This is a genomic window from Saccharopolyspora sp. NPDC002376 (genome assembly GCF_053593195.1).
Genome location: NZ_JBSFBZ010000029.1, coordinates 43,821 through 64,104, shown reverse-complemented (window position 1 = coordinate 64,104; position 20,284 = coordinate 43,821). Strand labels below are relative to the sequence as shown.

Annotated in this window: 19 protein-coding genes; 12 read left to right on the top strand and 7 right to left on the bottom strand. The window is 69.2% G+C overall.

All coding sequences use genetic code 11. From position 1 onward, the window contains the following. The first annotated feature begins 58 nt into the window (after nt 1-58). From ACWCO2_RS20310 to ACWCO2_RS20290, 5 genes are read left to right on the top strand one after another with little or no spacing between them, the layout of a single operon-like run. Nucleotides 59-1,117: a 2-hydroxyacid dehydrogenase gene (locus ACWCO2_RS20310; protein ID WP_450129302.1), complete on the top strand. Its 1,059-nt coding sequence runs from the start codon at nt 59-61 to the stop codon at nt 1,115-1,117. Beyond that, a complete protein-coding gene (locus ACWCO2_RS20305; protein ID WP_450129301.1) occupies nt 1,114-2,577 on the top strand; it encodes an FGGY family carbohydrate kinase in 1,464 nt (487 codons plus the stop codon). Before ACWCO2_RS20310 ends, ACWCO2_RS20305 begins: the two co-directional genes overlap by 4 nt. Before the next feature lie 22 nt (nt 2,578-2,599). Then, nucleotides 2,600-4,339, top strand: a complete 1,740-nt coding sequence (locus ACWCO2_RS20300) for a dihydroxyacetone kinase family protein (RefSeq protein ID WP_450129300.1) — start codon at nt 2,600-2,602, stop codon at nt 4,337-4,339. After that, the gene (locus ACWCO2_RS20295) at nt 4,336-4,827 is read left to right on the top strand and encodes a ribose-5-phosphate isomerase (protein WP_450129299.1); all 492 of its coding nucleotides are present in this window, start codon (nt 4,336-4,338) and stop codon (nt 4,825-4,827) included. The genes ACWCO2_RS20300 and ACWCO2_RS20295 overlap by 4 nt, the downstream gene beginning before the upstream one ends. 13 nt (nt 4,828-4,840) lie before the next feature. Next, on the top strand, nt 4,841-5,488 hold the full coding sequence (locus tag ACWCO2_RS20290; RefSeq protein WP_450129298.1) for a class II aldolase/adducin family protein: 648 nt from the start codon (nt 4,841-4,843) through the stop codon (nt 5,486-5,488). Nucleotides 5,489-5,501: 13 nt separating this feature from the next. Here ACWCO2_RS20290 and ACWCO2_RS20285 read toward each other — a convergent pair whose 3' ends face one another. Further along, the gene (locus ACWCO2_RS20285) at nt 5,502-6,554 is read right to left on the bottom strand and encodes a DUF222 domain-containing protein (RefSeq protein ID WP_450129297.1); all 1,053 of its coding nucleotides are present in this window, start codon (nt 6,552-6,554) and stop codon (nt 5,502-5,504) included. 70 nt (nt 6,555-6,624) lie between these two features. Between ACWCO2_RS20285 and ACWCO2_RS20280 the strand changes: the two genes are divergently transcribed. Continuing rightward, complete coding sequence (locus ACWCO2_RS20280) at nt 6,625-6,879, top strand: hypothetical protein (RefSeq protein ID WP_450129296.1); 255 nt, start codon at nt 6,625-6,627, stop codon at nt 6,877-6,879. Nucleotides 6,880-6,919: 40 nt separating this feature from the next. On the opposite strand, the gene ACWCO2_RS20275 is transcribed toward ACWCO2_RS20280, so the two are convergent. Next, a complete protein-coding gene (locus ACWCO2_RS20275; protein WP_450129295.1) occupies nt 6,920-7,909 on the bottom strand; it encodes an alpha/beta hydrolase in 990 nt (329 codons plus the stop codon). Between the two features lie 195 nt (nt 7,910-8,104). Between ACWCO2_RS20275 and ACWCO2_RS20270 the strand changes: the two genes are divergently transcribed. Then, on the top strand, nt 8,105-8,896 hold the full coding sequence (locus ACWCO2_RS20270; RefSeq protein WP_450129294.1) for an ACT domain-containing protein: 792 nt from the start codon (nt 8,105-8,107) through the stop codon (nt 8,894-8,896). Nucleotides 8,897-9,030: 134 nt separating this feature from the next. Here ACWCO2_RS20270 and ACWCO2_RS20265 read toward each other — a convergent pair whose 3' ends face one another. Continuing rightward, nucleotides 9,031-9,954, bottom strand: a complete 924-nt coding sequence (locus tag ACWCO2_RS20265; RefSeq protein ID WP_450129293.1) for a DMT family transporter — start codon at nt 9,952-9,954, stop codon at nt 9,031-9,033. 344 nt (nt 9,955-10,298) lie between these two features. Between ACWCO2_RS20265 and ACWCO2_RS20260 the strand changes: the two genes are divergently transcribed. Then, on the top strand, nt 10,299-10,484 hold the full coding sequence (locus ACWCO2_RS20260) for a hypothetical protein (RefSeq protein WP_450129292.1): 186 nt from the start codon (nt 10,299-10,301) through the stop codon (nt 10,482-10,484). Nucleotides 10,485-10,493: 9 nt separating this feature from the next. Here the strand turns inward: ACWCO2_RS20260 and ACWCO2_RS20255 are convergent, their stop codons facing one another. Further along, nucleotides 10,494-11,498, bottom strand: a complete 1,005-nt coding sequence (locus ACWCO2_RS20255; protein WP_450129291.1) for an iron-siderophore ABC transporter substrate-binding protein — start codon at nt 11,496-11,498, stop codon at nt 10,494-10,496. Nucleotides 11,499-11,665: 167 nt separating this feature from the next. On the opposite strand from ACWCO2_RS20255, the gene ACWCO2_RS20250 reads away from it, so the two are divergent. Both ACWCO2_RS20250 and ACWCO2_RS20245 read left to right on the top strand, forming a co-directional pair. Then, nucleotides 11,666-11,983, top strand: coding sequence for a hypothetical protein (locus ACWCO2_RS20250; RefSeq protein WP_450129290.1), 318 nt, complete (start codon nt 11,666-11,668; stop codon nt 11,981-11,983). Between the two features lie 9 nt (nt 11,984-11,992). Next, nucleotides 11,993-12,133, top strand: coding sequence for a hypothetical protein (locus ACWCO2_RS20245; protein WP_450129332.1), 141 nt, complete (start codon nt 11,993-11,995; stop codon nt 12,131-12,133). An 18-nt stretch (nt 12,134-12,151) separates the two neighbouring features. On the opposite strand, the gene idi is transcribed toward ACWCO2_RS20245, so the two are convergent. Continuing rightward, on the bottom strand, nt 12,152-12,730 hold the full coding sequence (gene idi / locus ACWCO2_RS20240; RefSeq protein WP_450129289.1) for an isopentenyl-diphosphate Delta-isomerase: 579 nt from the start codon (nt 12,728-12,730) through the stop codon (nt 12,152-12,154). Between the two features lie 189 nt (nt 12,731-12,919). After that, nucleotides 12,920-14,473, bottom strand: a complete 1,554-nt coding sequence (locus ACWCO2_RS20235) for a helix-turn-helix domain-containing protein (RefSeq protein WP_450129288.1) — start codon at nt 14,471-14,473, stop codon at nt 12,920-12,922. Between the two features lie 192 nt (nt 14,474-14,665). Between ACWCO2_RS20235 and ACWCO2_RS20230 the strand changes: the two genes are divergently transcribed. Together ACWCO2_RS20230 and ACWCO2_RS20225 are read left to right on the top strand one after the other, a co-directional pair. Continuing rightward, nucleotides 14,666-16,702 carry a hydantoinase/oxoprolinase family protein gene (locus ACWCO2_RS20230; protein WP_450129287.1) on the top strand — a complete coding sequence of 679 codons (2,037 nt, stop codon included), beginning with the start codon at nt 14,666-14,668 and terminating at the stop codon, nt 16,700-16,702. A gap of 3 nt (nt 16,703-16,705) precedes the next feature. After that, a complete protein-coding gene (locus tag ACWCO2_RS20225) occupies nt 16,706-18,679 on the top strand; it encodes a hydantoinase B/oxoprolinase family protein (RefSeq protein WP_450129286.1) in 1,974 nt (657 codons plus the stop codon). 53 nt (nt 18,680-18,732) lie between these two features. Here ACWCO2_RS20225 and ACWCO2_RS20220 read toward each other — a convergent pair whose 3' ends face one another. Continuing rightward, nucleotides 18,733-20,028: a NupC/NupG family nucleoside CNT transporter gene (locus tag ACWCO2_RS20220; protein ID WP_450129285.1), complete on the bottom strand. Its 1,296-nt coding sequence runs from the start codon at nt 20,026-20,028 to the stop codon at nt 18,733-18,735. Between the last annotated feature and the right edge of the window lie 256 nt (nt 20,029-20,284).

The following is a 20,284-nucleotide window of genomic DNA, read 5'->3' as shown; positions in this document are numbered from 1 at the left end:
TGAGCACGCAGAATCGGGGCAGCGCAGCAAGACAGCCTTTGTGGCAAAGGAGTCCTCCATGACCAGCGTTCTGGCCGCAGGCGACCACTTCGTCGCCCCCGAAGTGTTCGTCGATGCGTTGCGCGACAGCGCGGGTGCGCACGACCTGCAGTTCAGCACCCTGAAGCTGCCGTGGCCGGTGGAGCCGTTCGGCCCGGTCGGCAACGTGCTCGAGGCCAGCGGCACCGAGCAGCAGCTGCTCGACGCGCTGGGCGACGCGGAGATCGTGGCCACCCAGATGGCGCCGTTCACGGCCGACGTGCTGGCCGCCGCCCCGAACCTGAAGTTCGTCGGCGTCTGCCGCGGTGGGCCGGTGAACGTCGACCTGCAGGCCGCCACCGACAACGGCGTGATCGTCAGCTACGCGCCGGGCCGCAACGCCGCCGCGGCAGCCGAGTTCGCGGTCGGCCTGACCCTCGCCGCGCTCCGCCGCATCCCCGGTTCCGACGCGGAGCTGAAGTCGGGCAACTGGCGCGGTGACTACTACGCCTACGAGAACGCCGGCATCGAGCTCGAGGGCGCCACCGTCGGTCTCGTCGGCTACGGCGCGATCGGCAAGATCGTGGCCCGCGTGCTCAAGGCCTTCGGCTCGCACGTGCTGGTCTCCGACCCGTTCGTCAAGACCGAGGACGCCGAGCGCGACGGCGTCGAGCTGGTCGAGCTCGACGACCTGTTGCGCCGCAGCTCGGTGGTCAGCCTGCACGCGAGGCTGACGCCGGAGACCAAGAACCTGCTCAACGCCGACAACCTCAAGCTGCTGCCGGAAGGTGCGGTGCTGATCAACTCCGCGCGCGGTGGCCTGCTGGACTACGCACCGCTGCCGGAACTGCTGAAGTCCGGTCGGCTCGGCGCGCTGGCCGTCGACGTCTACGACATCGAGCCGCCGCCCCGCGACTGGCCGCTGTTCGACGCGCCGAACGTCATCACCACCCCGCACCTGGCTGGCGCCACCCGCCAGACCGCGCACCGCGCCGCGCAGATCGTGGCCGGTGAGGTCGCGCTGTACCTCGAGGGCAAGCGCCCGCGCTTCGTCGCCAACCCGGACGTGCTGGCGAAGTTCGAGGGCCTGCAGCCATGATCATCGGGGTTGACGTCGGAACTTCCGTGACCAAGGCGTCGCTGCTCAACCGCGACGGAACCGCCCTGGTCACGCACAGCATGCGCAGCACCCTCAACCGGCTGCCCGGCGGCCGGGTCGAGCAGGACCTCGACGAGGTCATCGGCTCGGTGGTCCGGGTGGTGCGCGAGGTCGCTGCGGTTGCCGAGAGCACCGGCGAAGCGGTCGAAGCCCTGGCCATCACCGGCCAGGGCGACGGTCTCTGGCTGCGTGACCACCAGGGCCAGCAGGTCGGCCCGGCGATCTCGTGGCTGGACGCCCGCGCGGCCGACGTGCTGGACAGCTGGGGCGAATCCGGTGTGCAGCGGCAGGTTTTCGAGCTCACCGGGTCGGGGATGTTCCCCGGTTCGGCGGGTCCGCTGCTGGCGCACCTCGCCGAGCACGCCCCGGAGCGGCTGGAGCGGGCCGCGGTCGCCGGTTACTGCGTCGACGCGATCGTGCAGCGCTTCACCGGTGAGATCACCGTGGACGCCTCCGACGCTTCGCTGCCGTTCCTGGACGTGACGGAGCGCACCTACTCGCAGGCAGCGCTGGAGGCGTGCGGGATCGCCGAGCACCGGCGGCTGCTGGCCGAGCCCGCGCCGCGCAACAAGCTGTTCGCGCTGGACGGCAAGGCCGCCAAGGAACTCGGGCTGCCTGCGGGACTTCCGGTGTCGGCGGGTCCGTTCGACCTGCCCGCCTGCGCTTTCGGTTCCGGCGTCAGCAACGTCGGCGACGGCAGCCTGGTGATCGGCACGACGCTGGGTTGCCAGGTGCTGCGCGACGAGGTCGTCATCGATCCGCGGGGCGAGGCTGCGGGCATGTGGCTGGCGACCCCGCTGGAGCAGCGCTACCTGCGGGTGATGCCGGCGATGGTCGGCACCGCCAACCTGGACTGGGTGCTGGCCATGGTCGGTGCCGGGGTGGACCAGCTGGAGACGTTGCTGGCCAGCAGCAAGCCCGGTGCCGGTGGTGTTTCGGCGCTGTCGTTCCTGTCCACCTCGGGCGAGCGGGCACCGTTCGTGGCCCCGCACGCGCGCGGCCAGTTCACCGGGCTGTCGCTGGACACCGCGCAGGCGGACCTGGTCCGGGCGATGTGCGAGGCGGTGGCCTACGCGGCCCGGCACAACCTGGAATCCGCCGGTCTGACCGGTGAGGTCTCGGCCTGCGGTGGCGGGGCGCGTTCGGCGGCGTGGAGCCAGATCTTCGCCGACGTGCTCGGTCGTCCGCTGCACGTGCCCTACGAGGAAGGCGTGGGCGCGCGCGGCGCGGCCATGACCGCGTGGGACTCGCTGGGTGAGCCGGTGGACCGCGAGCTGTGGGCTCAGGGGCGGCGCACCGTGCAGCCGCACCCGAACGCGGTGGAGTTCTATGAACGCGGCTACCGCGAGTACCTGGTTTCGATCGACCGCGCCCGCCCGCACTGGGGCGCGAGCTCCTGACTGCTGCTTGAGGAGAAGTGCGATGACGCGCTTGTACGACGATCCGGCGACGTTCACCGAGGACATGGTGACCGGCTTCGTGGCCGCGCACCCCTCCTACGTCCGGCAGGTGCCGGGCGGTGTGGTGCGGGCCAAGCGGCCGCGGCGGGGCAAGGTCGCCGTGGTCACCGGTGGCGGATCCGGGCACTACCCGGCGTTCTGCGGCGTGGTCGGGCCGGGCTTCGCCGACGGTTCGGTCATCGGCAACATCTTCACCTCGCCGTCGGCCGACGACGCGTACTCGGTCGGCCGGGCGGTGGACCGCGGCGCCGGGGTGGTGTTCTCCTTCGGCAACTACGCCGGAGACAACATGAACTTCGGCTTGGCCGTGGAGCGGTTGGAGCGCGAAGGGATCCGCGCGCACAACGTGGTGGTCACCGATGACGTGGCCAGCGCCCCGGCGGCGGAGCAGAACAAGCGCCGCGGCGTGGTCGGCGACTTCGTGGTCTTCAAGGTCGCCTCGGCGGCGGCCGAGGAGGGCTACGACTTCGACGAGGTCATCCGGGTCGCCGAGCACGCCAACGCGCGCACCCGCAGCCTGGGCGTGGCCTTCGACGGCTGCACACTGCCGGGCCAGGACCATCCCCTGTTCGAGGTGCCGGAGGGCCGTATGGGCCTCGGGCTGGGCATCCACGGTGAGCCGGGTGTCTCGGAGCGGGAGCTGCCGTCGGCCTCGGAGCTGGCGAAGATCCTGGTCGACGGTCTGCTCAAGGAAGCCCCGGAGACGGGTTCTCGTCGTGTGACGGCGATCCTCAACGGCCTGGGCGCCACCAAGTACGAAGAGCTGTTCGTGGTGTGGGGCACCGTGTCCCGCCTGCTGGCCGAGGCGGGGATCGAGGTCGTCGCGCCCGAGGTCGGCGAGCTGGTGACCAGCCTGGACATGGCCGGTTGCTCGCTGACCCTGACCTGGCTGGACGACGAGCTGGAACGGCTGTGGCAGGCCCCGGCGGATTCTCCGGCCTACCGCAAGGGCAACGTCGAAATCGCCGCCGCGGACGCGGAGGTCGAGGACGAGGAACTGCCGGAGCTGCCGGAGAAGGTGACCGTGGTGGCCCCGGCGGAAGGCCAGGCGACCGCGGCGACCGTGGTGAAGGCCCTCCGCGAGCTCGCGGATCTGTTGCAGGGCAAGGAAGAAGAGCTGGGCCGCCTCGACGCGATCGCCGGCGACGGCGACCACGGCCGGGGCATGACGCGCGGCAGCGCAGCGGCGATCGCGGCTGCGGAGGAAGCGGCGGCGAAGGGCGTCGGCCCGGCCGCAGTGCTGGTCGATGCAGGTGACGCTTGGGCCGCGAAGGCCGGTGGCACCTCGGGCGTCCTGTGGGGCGCGGCGCTGCGGTCCTTCGGCGACCTGCTGCCCGACCACCGCGCGGCGCTGCCGGGCGACCTGACTTCCGGTGCGTCGGCGGCGCTGGCTTCCGTGCAGCGGCTGGGTCGCGCGGAGCTCGGCGACAAGACGTTGGTCGACGCGATGGTGCCGTTCGTGGAGGCGCTGCGCAGCGAGGTCGACGGCGGTGCGAGCGGTCGCGAGGCCTGGGCCCGAGCGGCGGAGGTCGCCACGGAGGCCGCGGCGAAGACCGCGGACCTGCGTCCCCGCACTGGTCGAGCTCGACCGCTGGCGGAGCGCAGCGTCGGCACGCCGGACCCCGGCGCGACGTCGTTGGCGCTCGCGCTCACCCGGATCGGCGAGGTGCTCGCCGGTGACAGGAAGGACGAGGAGAAGTGACTGAGCAGGCGCCGCTGCGCATCGTGGTCGGTTCCGACGACGCGGGGCTGCAGTACAAGGACGCGTTGAAGAAGGACTTGGCGAACGACCCGCGCGTGGCCGACGTGGTGGACGTGGGCGTGGGCTCCGACGAGCACACGGCCTACCCGCACGTGGCGGTCAACGCCGCGCGTCTGGTCGCCGAGGGCAAGGCGGACCGTGCGCTGCTGGTGTGCGGCACCGGCCTGGGCGTGGCCATCAGCGCGAACAAGGTGCCGGGCATCCGTGCGGTCACCGCGCACGACAGCTACTCGGTGGAGCGCTCGATCCTGAGCAACAACGCCCAGGTGCTGTGCTTCGGCCAGCGCGTGGTCGGCTTGGAGCTGGCCCGCAAGCTGGCGGGGGAGTGGCTGGGCTACCAGTTCGACGAGTCGTCGGCGTCGGCTGAGAAGGTGGCGGCGATCAGCGGTTACGAGTCGGCGTCGGACGTTTCCGGTGCCTCGTGTTGAACGAAGGTGTGAAGTGAGCAGTTCGCGACTGGCCGAGCAACGGAGCGAGGTCATCGCCATCGCCCAGCGCATGACGGCGGACCGGCTGGTGGTGGGCACGTCCGGCAACGTGTCGGTGCGCTGCGGTGATCTGGTGGCGGTGACGCCGTCGGGCGTCGACTACGACGACCTCCAGGTGGCGGACATCCCGGTGGTGAACCTGAATGGTGAGGTGGTCGAGGGGGAGCTCAAGCCCACCTCGGAACTGCCGATGCACCTGACGGCGTATCGGGAGCACGACGCAGGCGCAGTGGTGCACACGCATTCGCTGCACGCGACGGCGTTGTCGTTGTTGCGCAACGAAGTTCCGGCGGTGCACTACCAGATGGCGGACTTCGGCGGCGCGGTGCGAGTCGCGGACTACGCGACGTTCGGCACCGACGCCCTGGCGGAGTCGATGTCGAAGGCCCTGACGGACCGCACCGGCTGCATCCTGCGCAACCACGGCACGGTCACCATCGCGGACTCCTTGCCGAAGGCCTACAACCGCGCCCGCCAGCTGGAGTGGCTGTGCGAGCTGTGGCTCACCGCAACGCGAGTCGGTGACCCGAGCCTGCTCAGCGAGGAGGAGATGGCCCGCTGCGCGGAGCTGTTCTCCGGATACGGCCAGCAGCCGCGCTGAGCGGAAACGGGCGTCACGCGATGCCCTCCGGGACCCTGGGCGCAGGGATGAGATCCCGGAGGGTGTCGCGGTAGGCGGCGGGTAGTGCTTTGCCGCCTGGCCTGGGTGTTCGCGACGGGTCCACATCGGACGGTGGTGTGAACACCGGCCGCCCACTGTGCAAAGCGATTCGCCACTGCTGACTGTGGATGACGCGGTGGTGGTGCGCGCACAGCATGATCATGTTGTCGACGGTGGTGGGACCTCCGTCGATCCAGTGCGTGACGTGGTGCGCTTGCGGTGTCCCGGGCGGACGGTCGCACCCCGGGAACGCGCACGCCCCGTCGCGTTGCAACAACGCCGCCCGGATGTGCGTGGGCGCCGTCCGCTGGGACGTTCCGACGTCCAGCGGGAGGCTGTCGCCTCCGAGAACGACGGGCAGAACCTCGCAGTCGCAGGCGATGCGACGGATGTTCTCCGCGGTGATGGACTGCTCGGTGGCCTGCAGAGTGCCGGGCATGCCCTCGTCGCCGAGCAGCAGACCCCGCTTGAGGTCGTCGAAGTCGATGGTGATGTTCAGATGCGGACGCTGACCCCCGGTGCGCGGCATCTGGTCGGAGTCCAGCACGAGATCGACCATGGCAGCGAGCCCATCGGCGTTGCGCTGCCCAGCATCACGCGGGTCCTTCTCGCCGTCCACTTCGGGACGGGGCGCTGACAGCGGCCGGAGGGCCTCCACGAACTTCGCGCCGGTCTCACGGTCGAGGCGCGCCTTGATGACCAACATGCCGTCCCGTCCGGTGGCGTAGTGCAATTTCCGCGCCTCGTGCTGGGTTTCCTCGTCGCGGTAAGCCCCGTCCTGGTCCAGCAGGTACTTGATGCGCTCAGCGAGCTTGGCGAGATCGCGCGGGCGCTCGGGCATGCTGCGCACGCAGCGAGAAATCACCCGCGCATGCTCGATCCCGATGGCTCCCTCGCTCAGTGCGTCGGCGGTGGCGGGAAGGTCAGCGGGCAGCGGTTCGCCGTAGCTGCTCGTCTGCCGCTCAACGTCGCGGGCGACGACAACACGCGTCTTCGCCTCTGACAAGTCGATGTGGAGCAACCCCTGCAGCCACACCTGCGGCGACCGCGCCCCCTGCCCGGAGGGTAACCCCCCGGTGCTCGGCTTCAGCGATCAACTGCAACTGCCGCATTCGAGCAACCCGCACAGTCCGCTCGATCTCGGCGATCTCAGCAACGAGCTCGGCATCGGAGCAGGCCACCGCCGGACGCGACTCGACGACCGCGCCAACCCCAGCGGGCGCAGCCGGAGTCGCCACCGTGCCAAGAGAGGCGTCGGTGCCGACATCAGTGGGCGTCATCAGCGGTGCCATGCCCCAAGTATTCCAAAAATCGAACACAGTTTCGACTGAATAAGAGTGGCTCGATACGGTGATCGAACCCTGCGCAGGGTCAGCCCAACCCGCGTCGACCGGCCCCGCCACTGTCCAAAGCCCCACGCAAAAACCCAACAACCAACCGCCGAGCCATAGCGGTTCCCCGAAGTTCCCGCAAGCTGTCCAACATCAAAAAGTCATGAACAACCCCAAGCACCCGCACCGCAGTAACCCCCACCCCGGCCCCCCGAAGCCGCCCGGCATAAGCCTCCCCCTCATCCCGCAGAACATCAGCCTCCCCGGTGATGACGAGAGCATCCGGCAACCCCCGCAAGTCCCCGGCAGAAGCCCGCAAAGGCGAGGCGTAAACGTCATCCCGCCGAGAAGGATCATCCAGGTACTGATCCCAAAACCACTCCATCCCAGCCCGAGTCAGGTAGTACCCCTCGGCGAACTCCCGATAAGACCCGGTATCAAACCGACCATCGGTAACGGGATACAGCAAAGCCTGCGCAGCAAGCGAAATACCCCCACGCTCCTTCGCCATCAACGCAAGCACAGCAGCCATGTTCCCGCCCACGGAATCCCCGCACACAGCGATCCGCCCAGGATCAAGCCCGTACTCGCCCCCATGCGCCGCAACCCACTCCCCAACGGCGTAGTTCTGCTCAACAGCGATCGGATACTTGGCCTCCGGAGCCCGGTCGTACACCGGAAAGACCACCGCCGCCCCAACCCCAACGGAAAGTTCCCGAACGAGCCGATCATGAGTGTTCTCGTCCCCGAAAACCCACCCAGCCCCATGGATGTAGAGCACAACGGGCAAACTCCCACCAGCCCCACGAGGCTTCACGATCCGAACCCGAACATCCCCGGTAGGTCCCCCGGAAACGGTCACCCAGTCCTCATCGACAGCAGGCTTCTCAACACCATCCCCGCTCTGCAGATCAGCAAGGATCCGACGCCCCTCCTCGGGCGGCACCTCGTAGATCCGAGGATGACCGGCGGTAGCTTCAGCAAGTTCCCGAGCAGCGCTCTCCAGCACGGGCCCAGACAGTTCTGACATGTCGTCTCCACGTGGGTTTAGTCGATCTACCAAGAGATTCGCGCAACCCCAGTGTTCGGCGGCCCCTCCAACCCAGCAAGGGAGAAAGGCTGAACGGGGCGAACCAGTGCCCGTTCGAGCAGTGTGACTCGCCCGGTTAACCCCAGCGCAACCGCAGTTCAAACGGATGCAACACAGGCCCGTAAGCATGGACCCATGCCTTCCACACCGCACCGCCACCAGCGCGGGAACTGGACCCGCGAACTCGTCGAGCTCGCCGCCCTGTCCCTGGCGGCGGGCGCGGTGAACCTGGCCATGACGCACGCCCCGACGGTCAGCTCAACCGCGCTGCTCTCGATCGGCGCAATCCTGCTCGTCGCCGCCGCGTTCCGCCGATCCGCCAAACACACACCCCAAGCCGAAACCCCAGCAGCCGAGCCGGTCCCGGAAGCCTCCGAAGTCGGCCAAACCCTGTGGCGCCTGCGCGCATCGGTCACCGACACCCCGGGCAGGCTCGCCCGCCTGGCCGGAGGCTTGGCCGCACTCGGCGGCGACATCCGAACCATGCAGGTGCACCCGGTCGAGGACGGCGCAGTCGACGAGGCCCTCCTGCACGTCCCCGACCGCATCACCCGCTGGGACCTGATCAAAGCCGTCGAAGCAGCAGGCGGAAGGGACGTCGTGGTCGCCCGGGCAGACGTGCGAGAGCTCGAAGACGTCCCGACGCGCACCGCGAACCTGGCCGCAGACCTGGTCAGCGGCTGCACGGACCTGGTCCAGGCACTGCGCGCACTCCTGGGCAGGGTGGACGTCCGCTGGCAGGAGGAGTCCCCGGAGATCGGGTCGTTCGCCGGCCAGGAGATGCACCTGACCGCGCCGGGCGGAGGCGTCCTGGTCCTGACGCGCCCAGGCGGTTCGTTCACCCCGGCCGAGTTCGCCCGAGCCAGCGCAATGGCCGACCTGGCAGCCACCTGCCGCGCACGCCTGCGTCCGGCATGGGAAACCTGATGTACGACGGGGACGGCGGAGACGCACACCCACCTCGACAACACCGCGATCGCCCGAACCTCCGCGGAGCAGGCCTCAAGCTGGTCGGCGCGCCGGAGCCGGGGGAGTGGTCCTGGTCCCGTGACCTCCAGCCCTCATGACGAGGCAGCCCGGCGCGGGGCGCGGCTGGCGAACCACACCGCAGCGACCACCACAGCGCAGCCGACCAACTGGCTCGCCGCGGGCGTCTCCGCGACGACGATCATGCCGAGCGCTACGGCCAGAACCGGCTGCAACAGCAGCAGCGACGCTGAGGTGTTGGGGGCCAGCCGGGGAATCGCCGCCGCCATCAGCAGGAAAGCCGCGACCTGGCCGATCAGCGCCAGCACCACCAGCCACGACCAGGACGCGGCCGGAAGGTCGAGACTGATACCGGTGGTGGCCGTGCCGAGCAGCCCGGCCACCGCGGCGGCTGAAGCGGTCGCGACGCACACCGGCGTGACCACGTGCCGCGGGCTGCGCTGTCCGGACAGCCGGTTCAGGTAGAGGTAACCGGCATAGGCAGCACCGGCGGCCAGCCCCAGCACCGTCCCGCGCACTTGGTGCTGCGCGTTCGGGTCGTGCGAGAGCGCACCGCCGACCAGTGTGATCCCGGCGAGCATGACCGGGCAGGTGAGCAGGAAGCGCCTGCGGATCGGAGTTCCGCCGAAAATCCGGGCGAGCACGGGGAAGATGACCACCTGCACGTTGATGAGCACGGTCGAGATCCCAGCACCGACGTCGAGGACGCTAGCCGTCCACATCACGTAGTCCAACCCCAGGAGCGCACCGGCGACGAGGGCGCACACCACCAGCCAGGCCTCGAACCGGCCGTGCCGTCGGCATTCCCGGACGGCCAACGGCACGAGCGCGATCAGCGCGAGCGCACAGCGCAGGAACGCCGCTGTCCCGGCGTTGACGTCCGCGAGCTTGACGACGATCGCCGAGAAGGACAGGCAGCCGGCTCCCGCGATCATCAGCAGCACCGGGCTGGTCGTCCCGGTGGGCGACTGCGAGGTGGGAGGGGTAGTCGTGACCACGATCCTCACTGTGCCAACAAAAAGGCGAAAGCACTATTGACCAGTTTTTGCACAACACCTGATTCCCGCGCTGCGCCTGGGAAAGCTGGACGCGGTCGTCTTCGAGAGCTGGACGGACTGGCCCGCTCGCATGCCCGCAGGAGTGGAGCTGACCGAGCTGCTCACCGAGGACGTGCAGCTCCCGCGCGGCCGTGCTTTAGAACCTGGCTATGCGCCTACGGCGCATAGCAGGCAAAAGATCAAAAAAAGGCACTTAAACGTTTTGTTGATTTTTGCACGGTTGCGGATTTGATGCCGGGACCGTCTTGACTGGCGCAGTTCGGCTGCGGAAACTCGTTATTCACTTGGCGAAATCGAGCGTGGTCACCAACCTCCTGGGCAACTGCGTGGCCACGTTCATCGTGTCCAAATGGGACGGTGCCTTCGACCGGGAACAGGCCCGCGCGGTCCTGGCCGCGCCGACGGGAACGGCCCTGCCCGAGGTGCCGGCGCAGGACCGCACCCCGGACTCCGACGCGACCAGGCGCTGAGCGGGATCGCTACCGGTCGGCGAGCTTCTCGGCGAGCATCGGAACCACCGTGTCCAGCGTGTACGGGATGCTGAGGACGGTGTTGTGCGCCAGCGCGACCCCGGTCTCCACGAACGGCACGGTGATTACGTCGCCGCGCTTGGCCACGTCGAGCCGCTGGAACAGCGGGTCCTCGGGCAGGTGCTGGGTGTTGCCCTTCTGATCGATGACCACCAGCACGTCGGAGTCCATCATCGAGGTCTTCTCCGGGCTGAGGTCGACGTAGAACCGCTTGCCGTCGTCGAGTTCCTGGACACCGCGCGGGAGCTGGATGCCCAGGCCGGTCAGGAACTGGCCGCGGGCGTCGTTGCGGGTGTAGGGCCAGTACCCGCCCTGCGGGTTGATCAGCACCACCGCACCGGTGGCGCGGGCGAATTCCGGGTGCTGCGCGGCGGCCTGGTCGATGCGCGCCTGGGTGTCGGTGATCAGCTGCTCGGCCTGCTCGGACTTGCCGACCGCCTTGCCGATCATCCGGGTGGTGTCCTGCCAGGGCGTGCCGTAGTCGGGGTAGCCGGCGGGGCGCACGATGGTCGGCGCGAGCGCGGAGAGCCGCTGGTAGAGCGATTCGTCGACGGCGGCGTTGACCGCCACGATCAGATCCGGTTGCAGCGAGGCGATCTGCTCGAGGTTGACGTCGCCCTGCGTCTCGAACAGCACCGGCTGCGCGCCTTTCAGCCGGTCCTTGGCCCAGGAGCCGGGGCCGTTCATCTCGCCCCACGGGCGCATGGCCACCGGGACGACGTCGAGCGCGAGCAGCGGGTCGACGTCGGTGTAGCCGAGGGCGATGACGCGCTCCGGACGCTTGGGGATCTCCGTCGTGCCCTGGGAGTGCTGAATGGTGACGGGGAAGGCGCCGTCGCCGGGCTGCTGCTGCTGCTGGTCGTTGCTCGCACTTCCGCAAGCGGTGACCAGCAGCAGCGCGGCGAGCGCGCTGAGGAGGGAAGCGGTTCGGCGCCGCAGGCGCGCTGGGTGCATCGGAGGCCTCGCATTCTCGGTTAGGTTAGCTAAGGCTAACCTTGTCGAGATGGAGTTCTGCTCAGTGGATCGAGATGACGCCGAGGGCGAAGCCCGTGGTGATCACCACCGCGGACACCACCAGCGCCCACTTGATCGCAAACCGGTGGTGGTAGCCGAGGTCGACCTTGGCACACCACGGCGGCCTTCACCGGCGGAGCGCTGGCCGTCGGGGTGATCGGCGCGGCGCTGCTCACCCGCTGTCCACGGGGGCGCTGAACTACCTGGTCAAGCCGTTCACCGCGGAGCTCGCGGATCGGCTCAACGCCTACGCCCGCTACCACGCGCGGCTGTCGCCCACCGGCGGCCACGTCGGCCAGGACGAGATCGACCGGGCCATGCGCGTGCTGCACGAGGGCGACCAGCCGGGCGCGCCGAAGGGCCAGTCCGCGGTGACCTCCCGGCTGGTGCAGGACGCGCTGCGCGCGGCGGGCGGCCCGCGCTGAGCGGCGGAGATCGCCGCCGAACTGGGCATCGCCCGAGCCACCGCGCAGCGCTATCTCGCCGGACTGGCCCAGGACGGCAAGGCCCGCATGACCCTCCGCTACGGCGCGAGCGGCCGTCCGGAGCACCAGTACGAGTCCACCGGCGCCTGAAGACACCCGGGCGCCGGGTCAGGCGACGTGGGCTGCTGGGGGGAGGTCGGAGCGGGGGCCGGTGGGCCATTGGGCCGGTTCCGGGCCGAGCTCGACGAGCTGGCGGACCTGCAGCTGGCACCAGGGCGAGACGTCGGTCTCGCCGGAGAGCACCTCGGCGCTGAACTCCTTCCAGCTCACCCAGCGGGTCTCGGCGACCTCGTCCGGGTTGGGTTCCGGGGTGTTCTCGGTGAACGCGAAGAACACCGGGCACATCTCGTTCTCCGCCACCCCGTTGGGCATCTCGGCGCGGTAGCGGAAGCCGGGCAGCGCCAGCTCCAGGCCGCGCACGGTGAGCCCCAGCTCCTCGCTCAGCCGCCGGACGATCGCGGCCTTCATCTCCTCCTCGGGAGCCGGGTGGCCGCAGCAGGTGTTGGTCCACACGCTCGGGAAGGTGCGCTTGTGGTGGGCCCGCTGGGTCAGCAGGAACTCGCCCCGGTCGTTGAACACGTAGCACGAGAAGGCCAGGTGCAGCGGGGTTTCCCGGTGGTGCACGGTCGTCTTGTCCTCGACCCCGATCGCCTTACCGGACTCGTCGAGCAGTACCACCTGTTCCACTGGTGCGACCTCCATGGTTTTCGCGTCGTCGATCAGTGCCGTGCCGGCACCAGCACCACTGTGCCGCAAGTCTGCCGTTTTTCCATCGCTTTGCGCGCTTTGGTGGCTTCGCTCAGCGGGCACAACGGCCTGACCAGAGCACACGTCGATGCTCGCACACGCCGGGGTTGGGCCTAACTGGAGAATCGCTCACCGCGGTCTCGGGCGTACGTCGGTCTCCGCGCGGGCCAGGATGTCGTCCTGGAAGGCGAGGTAGAGGTTCGCGACGACCTGTGCCGACGAGATCCGCCCGCCGACGAGCTGCTCGACGTTGCGGAGACGGTACCGGACCGTGTTGGGGTGGATGAACAGCAGCTCAGCCGTCCGCTTGACGTCCTGATCGCAGGCAAGGTAGAGCACCACGGTTTCCACCAGGTCCGGTGAGGTGATCAGCGCGCCGAAGTACCGCTCGAGCCGATCGGCGACCTGGGCGTCGTCGCGGCGGGTGAGCAGCCAGGCGGCGAAGTCCACCTCGTCGAGCCGCACGATGGTCCGGTCGCTGCCCCGGCCGTGGCGGCGGCCGGCGAGGTGCCAGGCGGTGTTGGCCTCCTGGACGTAGCGCGCCGCGACCGTGAGATCGCTGAAGGGGCCGCTGACACCGACCAGATGGGTGCGCGCGAGCTCGTCGAGCCAGGTGTCCGCCGCACCTCGTGCCGCGAGCACAGCGGTCAGCTCGCCGGACTCGTCCTCACGACCGGCGTCCAAGATCAGCGGCACGCCCCCGACCTCGGCCTGCTCCAGCAGGGCTTCGACCACGTTCCGCGACCGGTCGCTGATCGGGCTCGCCGACACCACGCGGAGGTCGTCGCCGACGCGAAAACTGAAAGCCCGCAACCGGTCCCAGGTCTGACGCACTTGCGAGGCGGTCAGCCCGCCGCGCAAGGCCGACACGATCCGGGCCGCCTCCGCCCGCTCCTGGCTGATCACCAACGACCGCGATGCGTTGGCGGCGGCAAGCACCCGCTCCGCGGTCTCCAGCAGTTCGGGGCTGATGTCGTCGAGCAGCGCGCCGTTGCGCGAAGCCACCGCCAGCTGGAACCGCACCCCGCGGAGCAGGAAGGGCCGGGTGGCGACCGTCCACTGCCCGACGGTGAACCGCTGCGACTCGCGCTGGCGGGCGCTGATCTCCTCCCAGACCAGGCGCAGGGGACCGTGACCGGTCGAGGCGACGATCCGCCCGTCGCCCTCGTAGAGCACCGCCGCCCCCTTGCACAACGTGCCGAGCCGGACCACCAGCGCGCTCACCGGATCCGAGGCGGCCAGGGCGTGCAGCAGGTCGTTCTGCAGCCAGACCGTCCGCTTCAGCAGGTACGTCTCCGCGGACAGCGCACCGCTGCTGATGAAGTCCGCGACGAGGTCGAACGAGGTCTCGCTCGCATCCACGCTCAGCACCGGGAAGTTCCGGTCCCGCGCCGCGGCGCGCAGGCCGTGCGGCACCCGCTCGAAGTGGACACCCGTCCCGAACAGCAGGGCCGCGGCATCGGCCGCGACAAGATCGGAGATCAGCCGTTCTTGGGGTTCGGGATCGTCCGGTGCGGATGCGAACCGCAGCCCGGTGGTGAGCATGATCGCGCCGGGGCGCGGTCGGTTCGCGGTGTCGACGACCTCGACCGAGTGCGCCGAGCGGATCACCTTCGAGAGGTCCCCGGGCTCCACCACGGTCAGCTGCAGGCTCGGCTCGTCGACGAGGTGGCGCAAGGTCAACTGAGACCACCCACCGCGGCGCTCCCCGGTCACCGGCCTTCCCTCCCCACCGTTGTTGTGCGAAGTGACAGATCATCGCCACCGCGTCTGTGATTTTCACAGTGACAGCGAGCACAGTGTGGGGCAACCTTCATTTCCAACCGCAGCCGGCGGCGGACCTTTCCCACCCGCACCACTCGAGGAGGCACCCGCATGGCCAAGCAGCGCGTGGCCGTCGACGTCGGCGGCACGTTCACCGACGTGTGCGTGTTCGACGAGGACGCGAAGAGCGTTCGAGTCACCAAGGTCCCGTCCACCCCGGACGACCCGATGCGCGCGGTGTTGAACGGCATCGAGCGAGGTGGCATCGACCTCGCCGACGTGTCGTTGTTCTCGCATGGCACGACGGTCGCCACCAACGCACTGATCACCCGGAACTTCCAGCCGGCCGCGATGGTCACGACCACCGGGTTCCGCGACGTCATCGAGATCCGCGACGGCACCAAGGACGACCTCTGGGACGCCTACAACGACGTGTCCCCGCCTTACATCCGCCGCCGGGACCGCTTCGAGGTCGCCGAACGCATCGACTACGCCGGCAACGTGGTGACACCGCTCGACGAAGCAGGGGCCCGCCGCGTCGCGGCGCTGCTGCGCAAGCGCGCGGTTCGGACCGTGGCGATCTGCTTCGTCAACTCCTACGTCAACCCCGCCCACGAGATCCGGATGCGGGAGATCCTCGAGGAGGAGCTGCCCGGGGTGACGATCTGCGCCAGCGCGGAGATCCTCCCGGAGATCTTCGAGCACGACCGGTTCAACACCACCGTCGCCAACGCCGTGCTCGCACCGCTGGTCAGCGGCTACGTCAACCGGTTGGCCGAGGAGCTGTCGGCCGGCGGGTACCGCGGCGACCTCCTGCTGCTGCACTCCGGCGGCGGGTCGATGACACCGCGCATGGTGGAGCGCTATCCCGTCCGCCTGGCCGCCTCCGGCATCGCCGCGGGCGCCATCGCCGCCCGGCACGTCGCCACCCAGTGCGGCTACGCGAACGCCATCGGCCTGGACATGGGCGGGACGAGCACCGACATCGCCATGGTCCACGGCGGCGAGCTGCGGGTCACCAAGGAGTGGTCGGTCGAGTACGGCTACCCGATCATCTTCCCGTCGATCGAGGTGCTGACCATCGGCGCCGGTGGTGGTTCCATCGCGCACATCGACGAAGCCGGTTCCCTGCGCAACGGGCCGCAGTCGGCCGGGGCTTCACCCGGCCCGGCCTGCTACGGGGCGGGCGGCACCGCTCCGACCAACTCGGACGCGAACCTGGTGCTCAACAGGCTGGGTACCGCCCTGGCCGGCGGCGCCAAGGTGCTCTCCCCGGAGTTGGCCGAAGGCGCACTCCTCGACCACGTCGCCGGACCGCTCGGACTTCCGCTGGAAGAGGCCGCGAGCGCCGTCCTCCAGGTGGCCAACGCCAACATGGCCGACGCGGTCCGCCTGATCTCCATCCGGCGCGGCTACGACCCCCGCGACTTCGCGCTGATCGCCTTCGGCGGGGCTGGTGCGCTGCACGGCGCGGAGGTGGCGCGCGAGCTCAACATCCCGACCGTCGTGGTGCCGCCGAATCCGGGCGTGACCTCCGCGCTCGGGTGCCTGCTGGTCGACATCCGCCACGACCTGTCCGCGATGTTCAGCGCCGTCGGCGAGGAAGCCGACGTCGAGGAGTTCGAGAACGCGTTCGCCGGTCTGGAGGCCGAAGCGTCGGCCCGGCTGCGCCACGAGGGCGTCAGCGCTGAAGACGCCGTCCTGCAGCGGAGTGTCTCGATGCGCTACCTGGGCCAGTGGCGATCGCTGACCGTCAAGTGCGGCAGCGGGCCGAACGCGCTGCGCGAGGCGATCGAGCTGTTCCACGAGCAGCACGAGCGGGAGTACTCGTTCCGCCGGGACGATACCCCGGTGCAGATCTACCAGCTGGGCCTGACCGCCATCGGCGTCACGCCCAAACCGGTCGTCGCACCTCACGAGGTCGCGCCCGGTGCCGCACCCGCGGCGCGGCAGACCCGCAAGGTCTACTTCGACGGTCCGGGCTGGGTCGACACCCCGGTGCACGACCGGTTCGAACTGCCCGCCGGAACCCGGTTGACCGGCCCGGCCGTCATCGAGCAGCTGGACTCCACCACCGTCGTGCCGCCGGACGCGCGCGCCGAGATCGACGAGTGGCTGAACATCCGCATCCACCTGACGGAGGCCTGAACCATGACGACCAACGAGCAGGTGACCCCTGCGGGCCTGGACCCGGTGACCTTCGAAGTGCTGAAGAACGCCTTCGTCACCGCGGTCGACCTGATGAGCGAGCAGATCATGCGCACCTGCTACTCGTTCGTGATCTACGCGCGGGACTTCTCCTCCGCGCTGTGCGACGCGGCGGGCAACACCGTGATGCAGGGCAGCTCCGACATCGCCGTGCACGTCGGCACGCTGCACTTCCAGTGCAAGGCGGTGCTGGAGGAGTTCGCCGACGACATCAACCCCGGTGACGTCTTCGCGGTGAACGACCCGTACCGCGGTGGCACGCACTTCAACGACGTCAGCTTCATCCGGCCCATCTTCGTCGGCTCCGAGATCATCGGGTTCGCCCAGAACAAGGGGCACTGGGCCGACGTCGGCGGCAACGTCCCCGGCTCATTCGACGTCAACGCCAAGGAGCACTTCAGCGAGGGTCTGCGCATCACCCCGGTCCGGCTGTGGCACCGCGGCAAGCAGCTGCGCGACGTGGCGCAGCTGCTGGTCTCCAACACGCGGTCGCCCTACAGCTGCATGGGGGATCTCAACGCGCAGGCCGAAGCCACGGCGGTGTGCGAGCGCGAGATCCTCCGGCTCGTCGGTCGCTACGGCAAGGACACCGTCGTGGCGGCGATGGAGGGGGCGCAGGACTACGTCGAGCGCATCGTCCGGCACAAGCTCGCCGAACTCCCGCGCGGGGAGTGGGAAACGGTCGACTACCTCGACGCCGACCCCAGCAAGCCCGAGGGGTTGGTGCCGATCTCGGTCAAGATGCGCATCGACGACGTCGGCATCCACTACGACCTGTCCGGCAGCGCACCGGCGGTGTCGACGTTCCTCAACTCCGGCTACGGCACGACCCACTCCGCGCTGTACGCGGGGACGAAGACGTTCTTCCCCGACGTGCCGCTCAACTCGGGGCTGTACCGGGTGGTGAACGCCGAACTCGGCCCGGAGGGAACGGTCGTCAACGCCGCGTGGCCGACCGCGGTCACCGGGTTCTGCTCTGGGCCCTACGAGAAGTTGATGAACGCGCTGTTCGAGATCTGGTCGCAGGTCATGCCCGAGCGCGCCATGGCGTGCGCGTTCAACCTGGAGTACCTGCTGGTCGGCGGCCGGGACGGTCGAACCGGCGATCGGCCCTACTTCATGTGGTACGACTGGATGGCCGGTGGCTGGGGCGGCCGGGCGACCAAGGACGGATCTGGGGCGACCGCGCCGGTGTTCGGGCCCGGGCTCGCCGTCCAACCGGTCGAAGGTCAGGAACGGCTTTCCCCGGTGTTGACCAGCCAGCACGCCATCGTCACCGACTCCGGCGGTCCGGGGAAGCATCGCGGCGGCTGCGGCCTGGAGAAGGGCGGCGTGCTCACCGACTGCGAAAGCACGGTGATGTCGTACTGCTGCGATCGCGCCCGGTCGATCACCTGGGGCATCTCGGGCGGTCTGCCCTCGCTGCCGCACGGCGTCTGGCTGAACAAGGGCACCGAGGACGAGCGGTTCCTGGGCGCGACCTTCTCGAACGTCGCGATCGAGCCCGGCAACTCGTTCACCCGGCCGTCGGCCGGCGGCGGTGGTTACGGCGATCCGCTCACCAGGGACCCGGATCTCGTCGTCGAGGACGTCATCGACGGTTACGTGTCGGTCGAACGCGCGGCCGCGGACTACGGAGTCGTGGTGCTCCCGATCGACCCGGAACTGGACCAGTACGAAGTGGACACCGCCGCCACCGGGGAACTCCGGGCCTCCATCGCCGCGCAGCGGCGGGACTGGTTGGCCGAGGATCCGCACGCGGTGGCCCGCCGGTACCGCGCGGGCGAGCTCGACATGCTCGACGTGATCCGGCGGTACGGCGTGATCGTCGACTGGGGTACCGGCGAGCTGCACGAGAACACGACGCGCCAGTACCGGGAGCTGCTCCAGAAACGAGCGGCTGCGCACTGGAGCTGAAAACGCGCGTGCGCAACGGCGGTTGAACGCCGTTGCGCACGCGCGATCTTTCGTCAGGCGGCGACCAGGATGCCCGCGATGGTGGCGCTGAGCAGGTTCGCCAGGGTGCCGGCCAGGATGGCGCGGAAGCCGTCGCGGGCGATCCAGCTGCGCTTGGACGGGACCATGCCGCCCAGGCCGCCGAGCAGGACGCCCAGCGAGCCGAGGTTGGCGAAGCCGGTGAGCGCGAAGGTGATGATGGTGGCGCTCTTCTCGGTGAACTGGTGGATCTGCGGGCCGAAGTCGGCGAACGCGACGAACTCGTTGAGCACGATCTTCTCGCCGATGAAGCCGCCCGCGGCCACCGCCTCGTCCCACGGCACGCCGATCACCCACATCAGCGGGGAGAACACGTAGCCCAGGATCTGCTGCATGGTCAGGTCGGCCAGTCCGAACAGGCTGCCGACGCCGCCGATGAGCAGGTTGACCAGCGCGATCAGCGAGACGAACGCGAACAGCATCGCGCCGACGTTCAGCGCCAGCTTCAGACCGTCGGAGGCACCGCTGGCCGCGGCGTCGATGACGTTGCGCGGCTTCTCCTCGACGGCTTCCGCCGCGTCATCGGTGCTGGTCTTGTCGTCCTCAGCGTCCTCGGTGTCGGCTTTGGCCGCACCCGGCGCGTCCTTCTTCTCTGTCGGCTCGGTCGCGGCTTCCTTGCTCTCCGGAACGATGATCTTGGCCATCAGCAGACCGGCCGGCGCGGCCATGAAGCTGGCCGCGATCAGGTGGTCCAGGCTCGCGCCCAGCATCGCGTAGCCGACCATCACGGTCCCCGCGACGGTGGCCAGGCCACCGGTCATCACCGCGAAGAACTCCGAGCGGGTCATCTTCGGCAGGTACGGGCGAACCATCAGCGGCGCCTCGGTCATGCCGAGGAAGACGTTCGCGGTCGCGTTCAGCGACTCCGGCTTCGTGGTGCCCAGGATCTTCTGCAGGCCACCACCGATGATCCGGACCACCCACTGCAGGATGTTCCAGTGGTAGAGCACCGCGGTCAGCGCCGAGATGAAGATGATGATCGGCAGCACCTGGAAGGCCACCACGGTGCCCTCGGTGGGCAGGATCGGCCCGACCATGAATTCGATGCCCTCCTTGGAGGCATCGAGCACCTTCTGCACCGCGTTGCTCACCGCGGACAGCGCCTGCTTGCCCAGGTCCCAGCGCAGCACGATCACCGCGAACAAGATCTGGATCGCCAACGCACCCACCACGGTGCGGGGATTGATCGCGCGCCGGTTGGTCGACAACGCGAACGCCAGCAGCAGCAACACGAGCATGCCGCCGATACCCCACAAGACCTGCACCTGCATCAGCCTTCTCTCCGGTGAACGCCGCGAATGCGACGTGACGTGGAACTCGGGCGATGCTCGCATGCAGGTCAGAGGTCGTGCACAGGGGACTGTCATTTGTGATGGGCATCTCGCGCGTCCTGGTGCGACGCCGGCCCGGTCTGCACCCGCGGCGACTGATCGGTCACTTCCCGGAGTTTTTCCGTTGGGAATACGGGAAAACGCGATCTCCGGCGTATTCCCGTCAAACCCACCGCGGCCCGCGGGCTGGTCGATA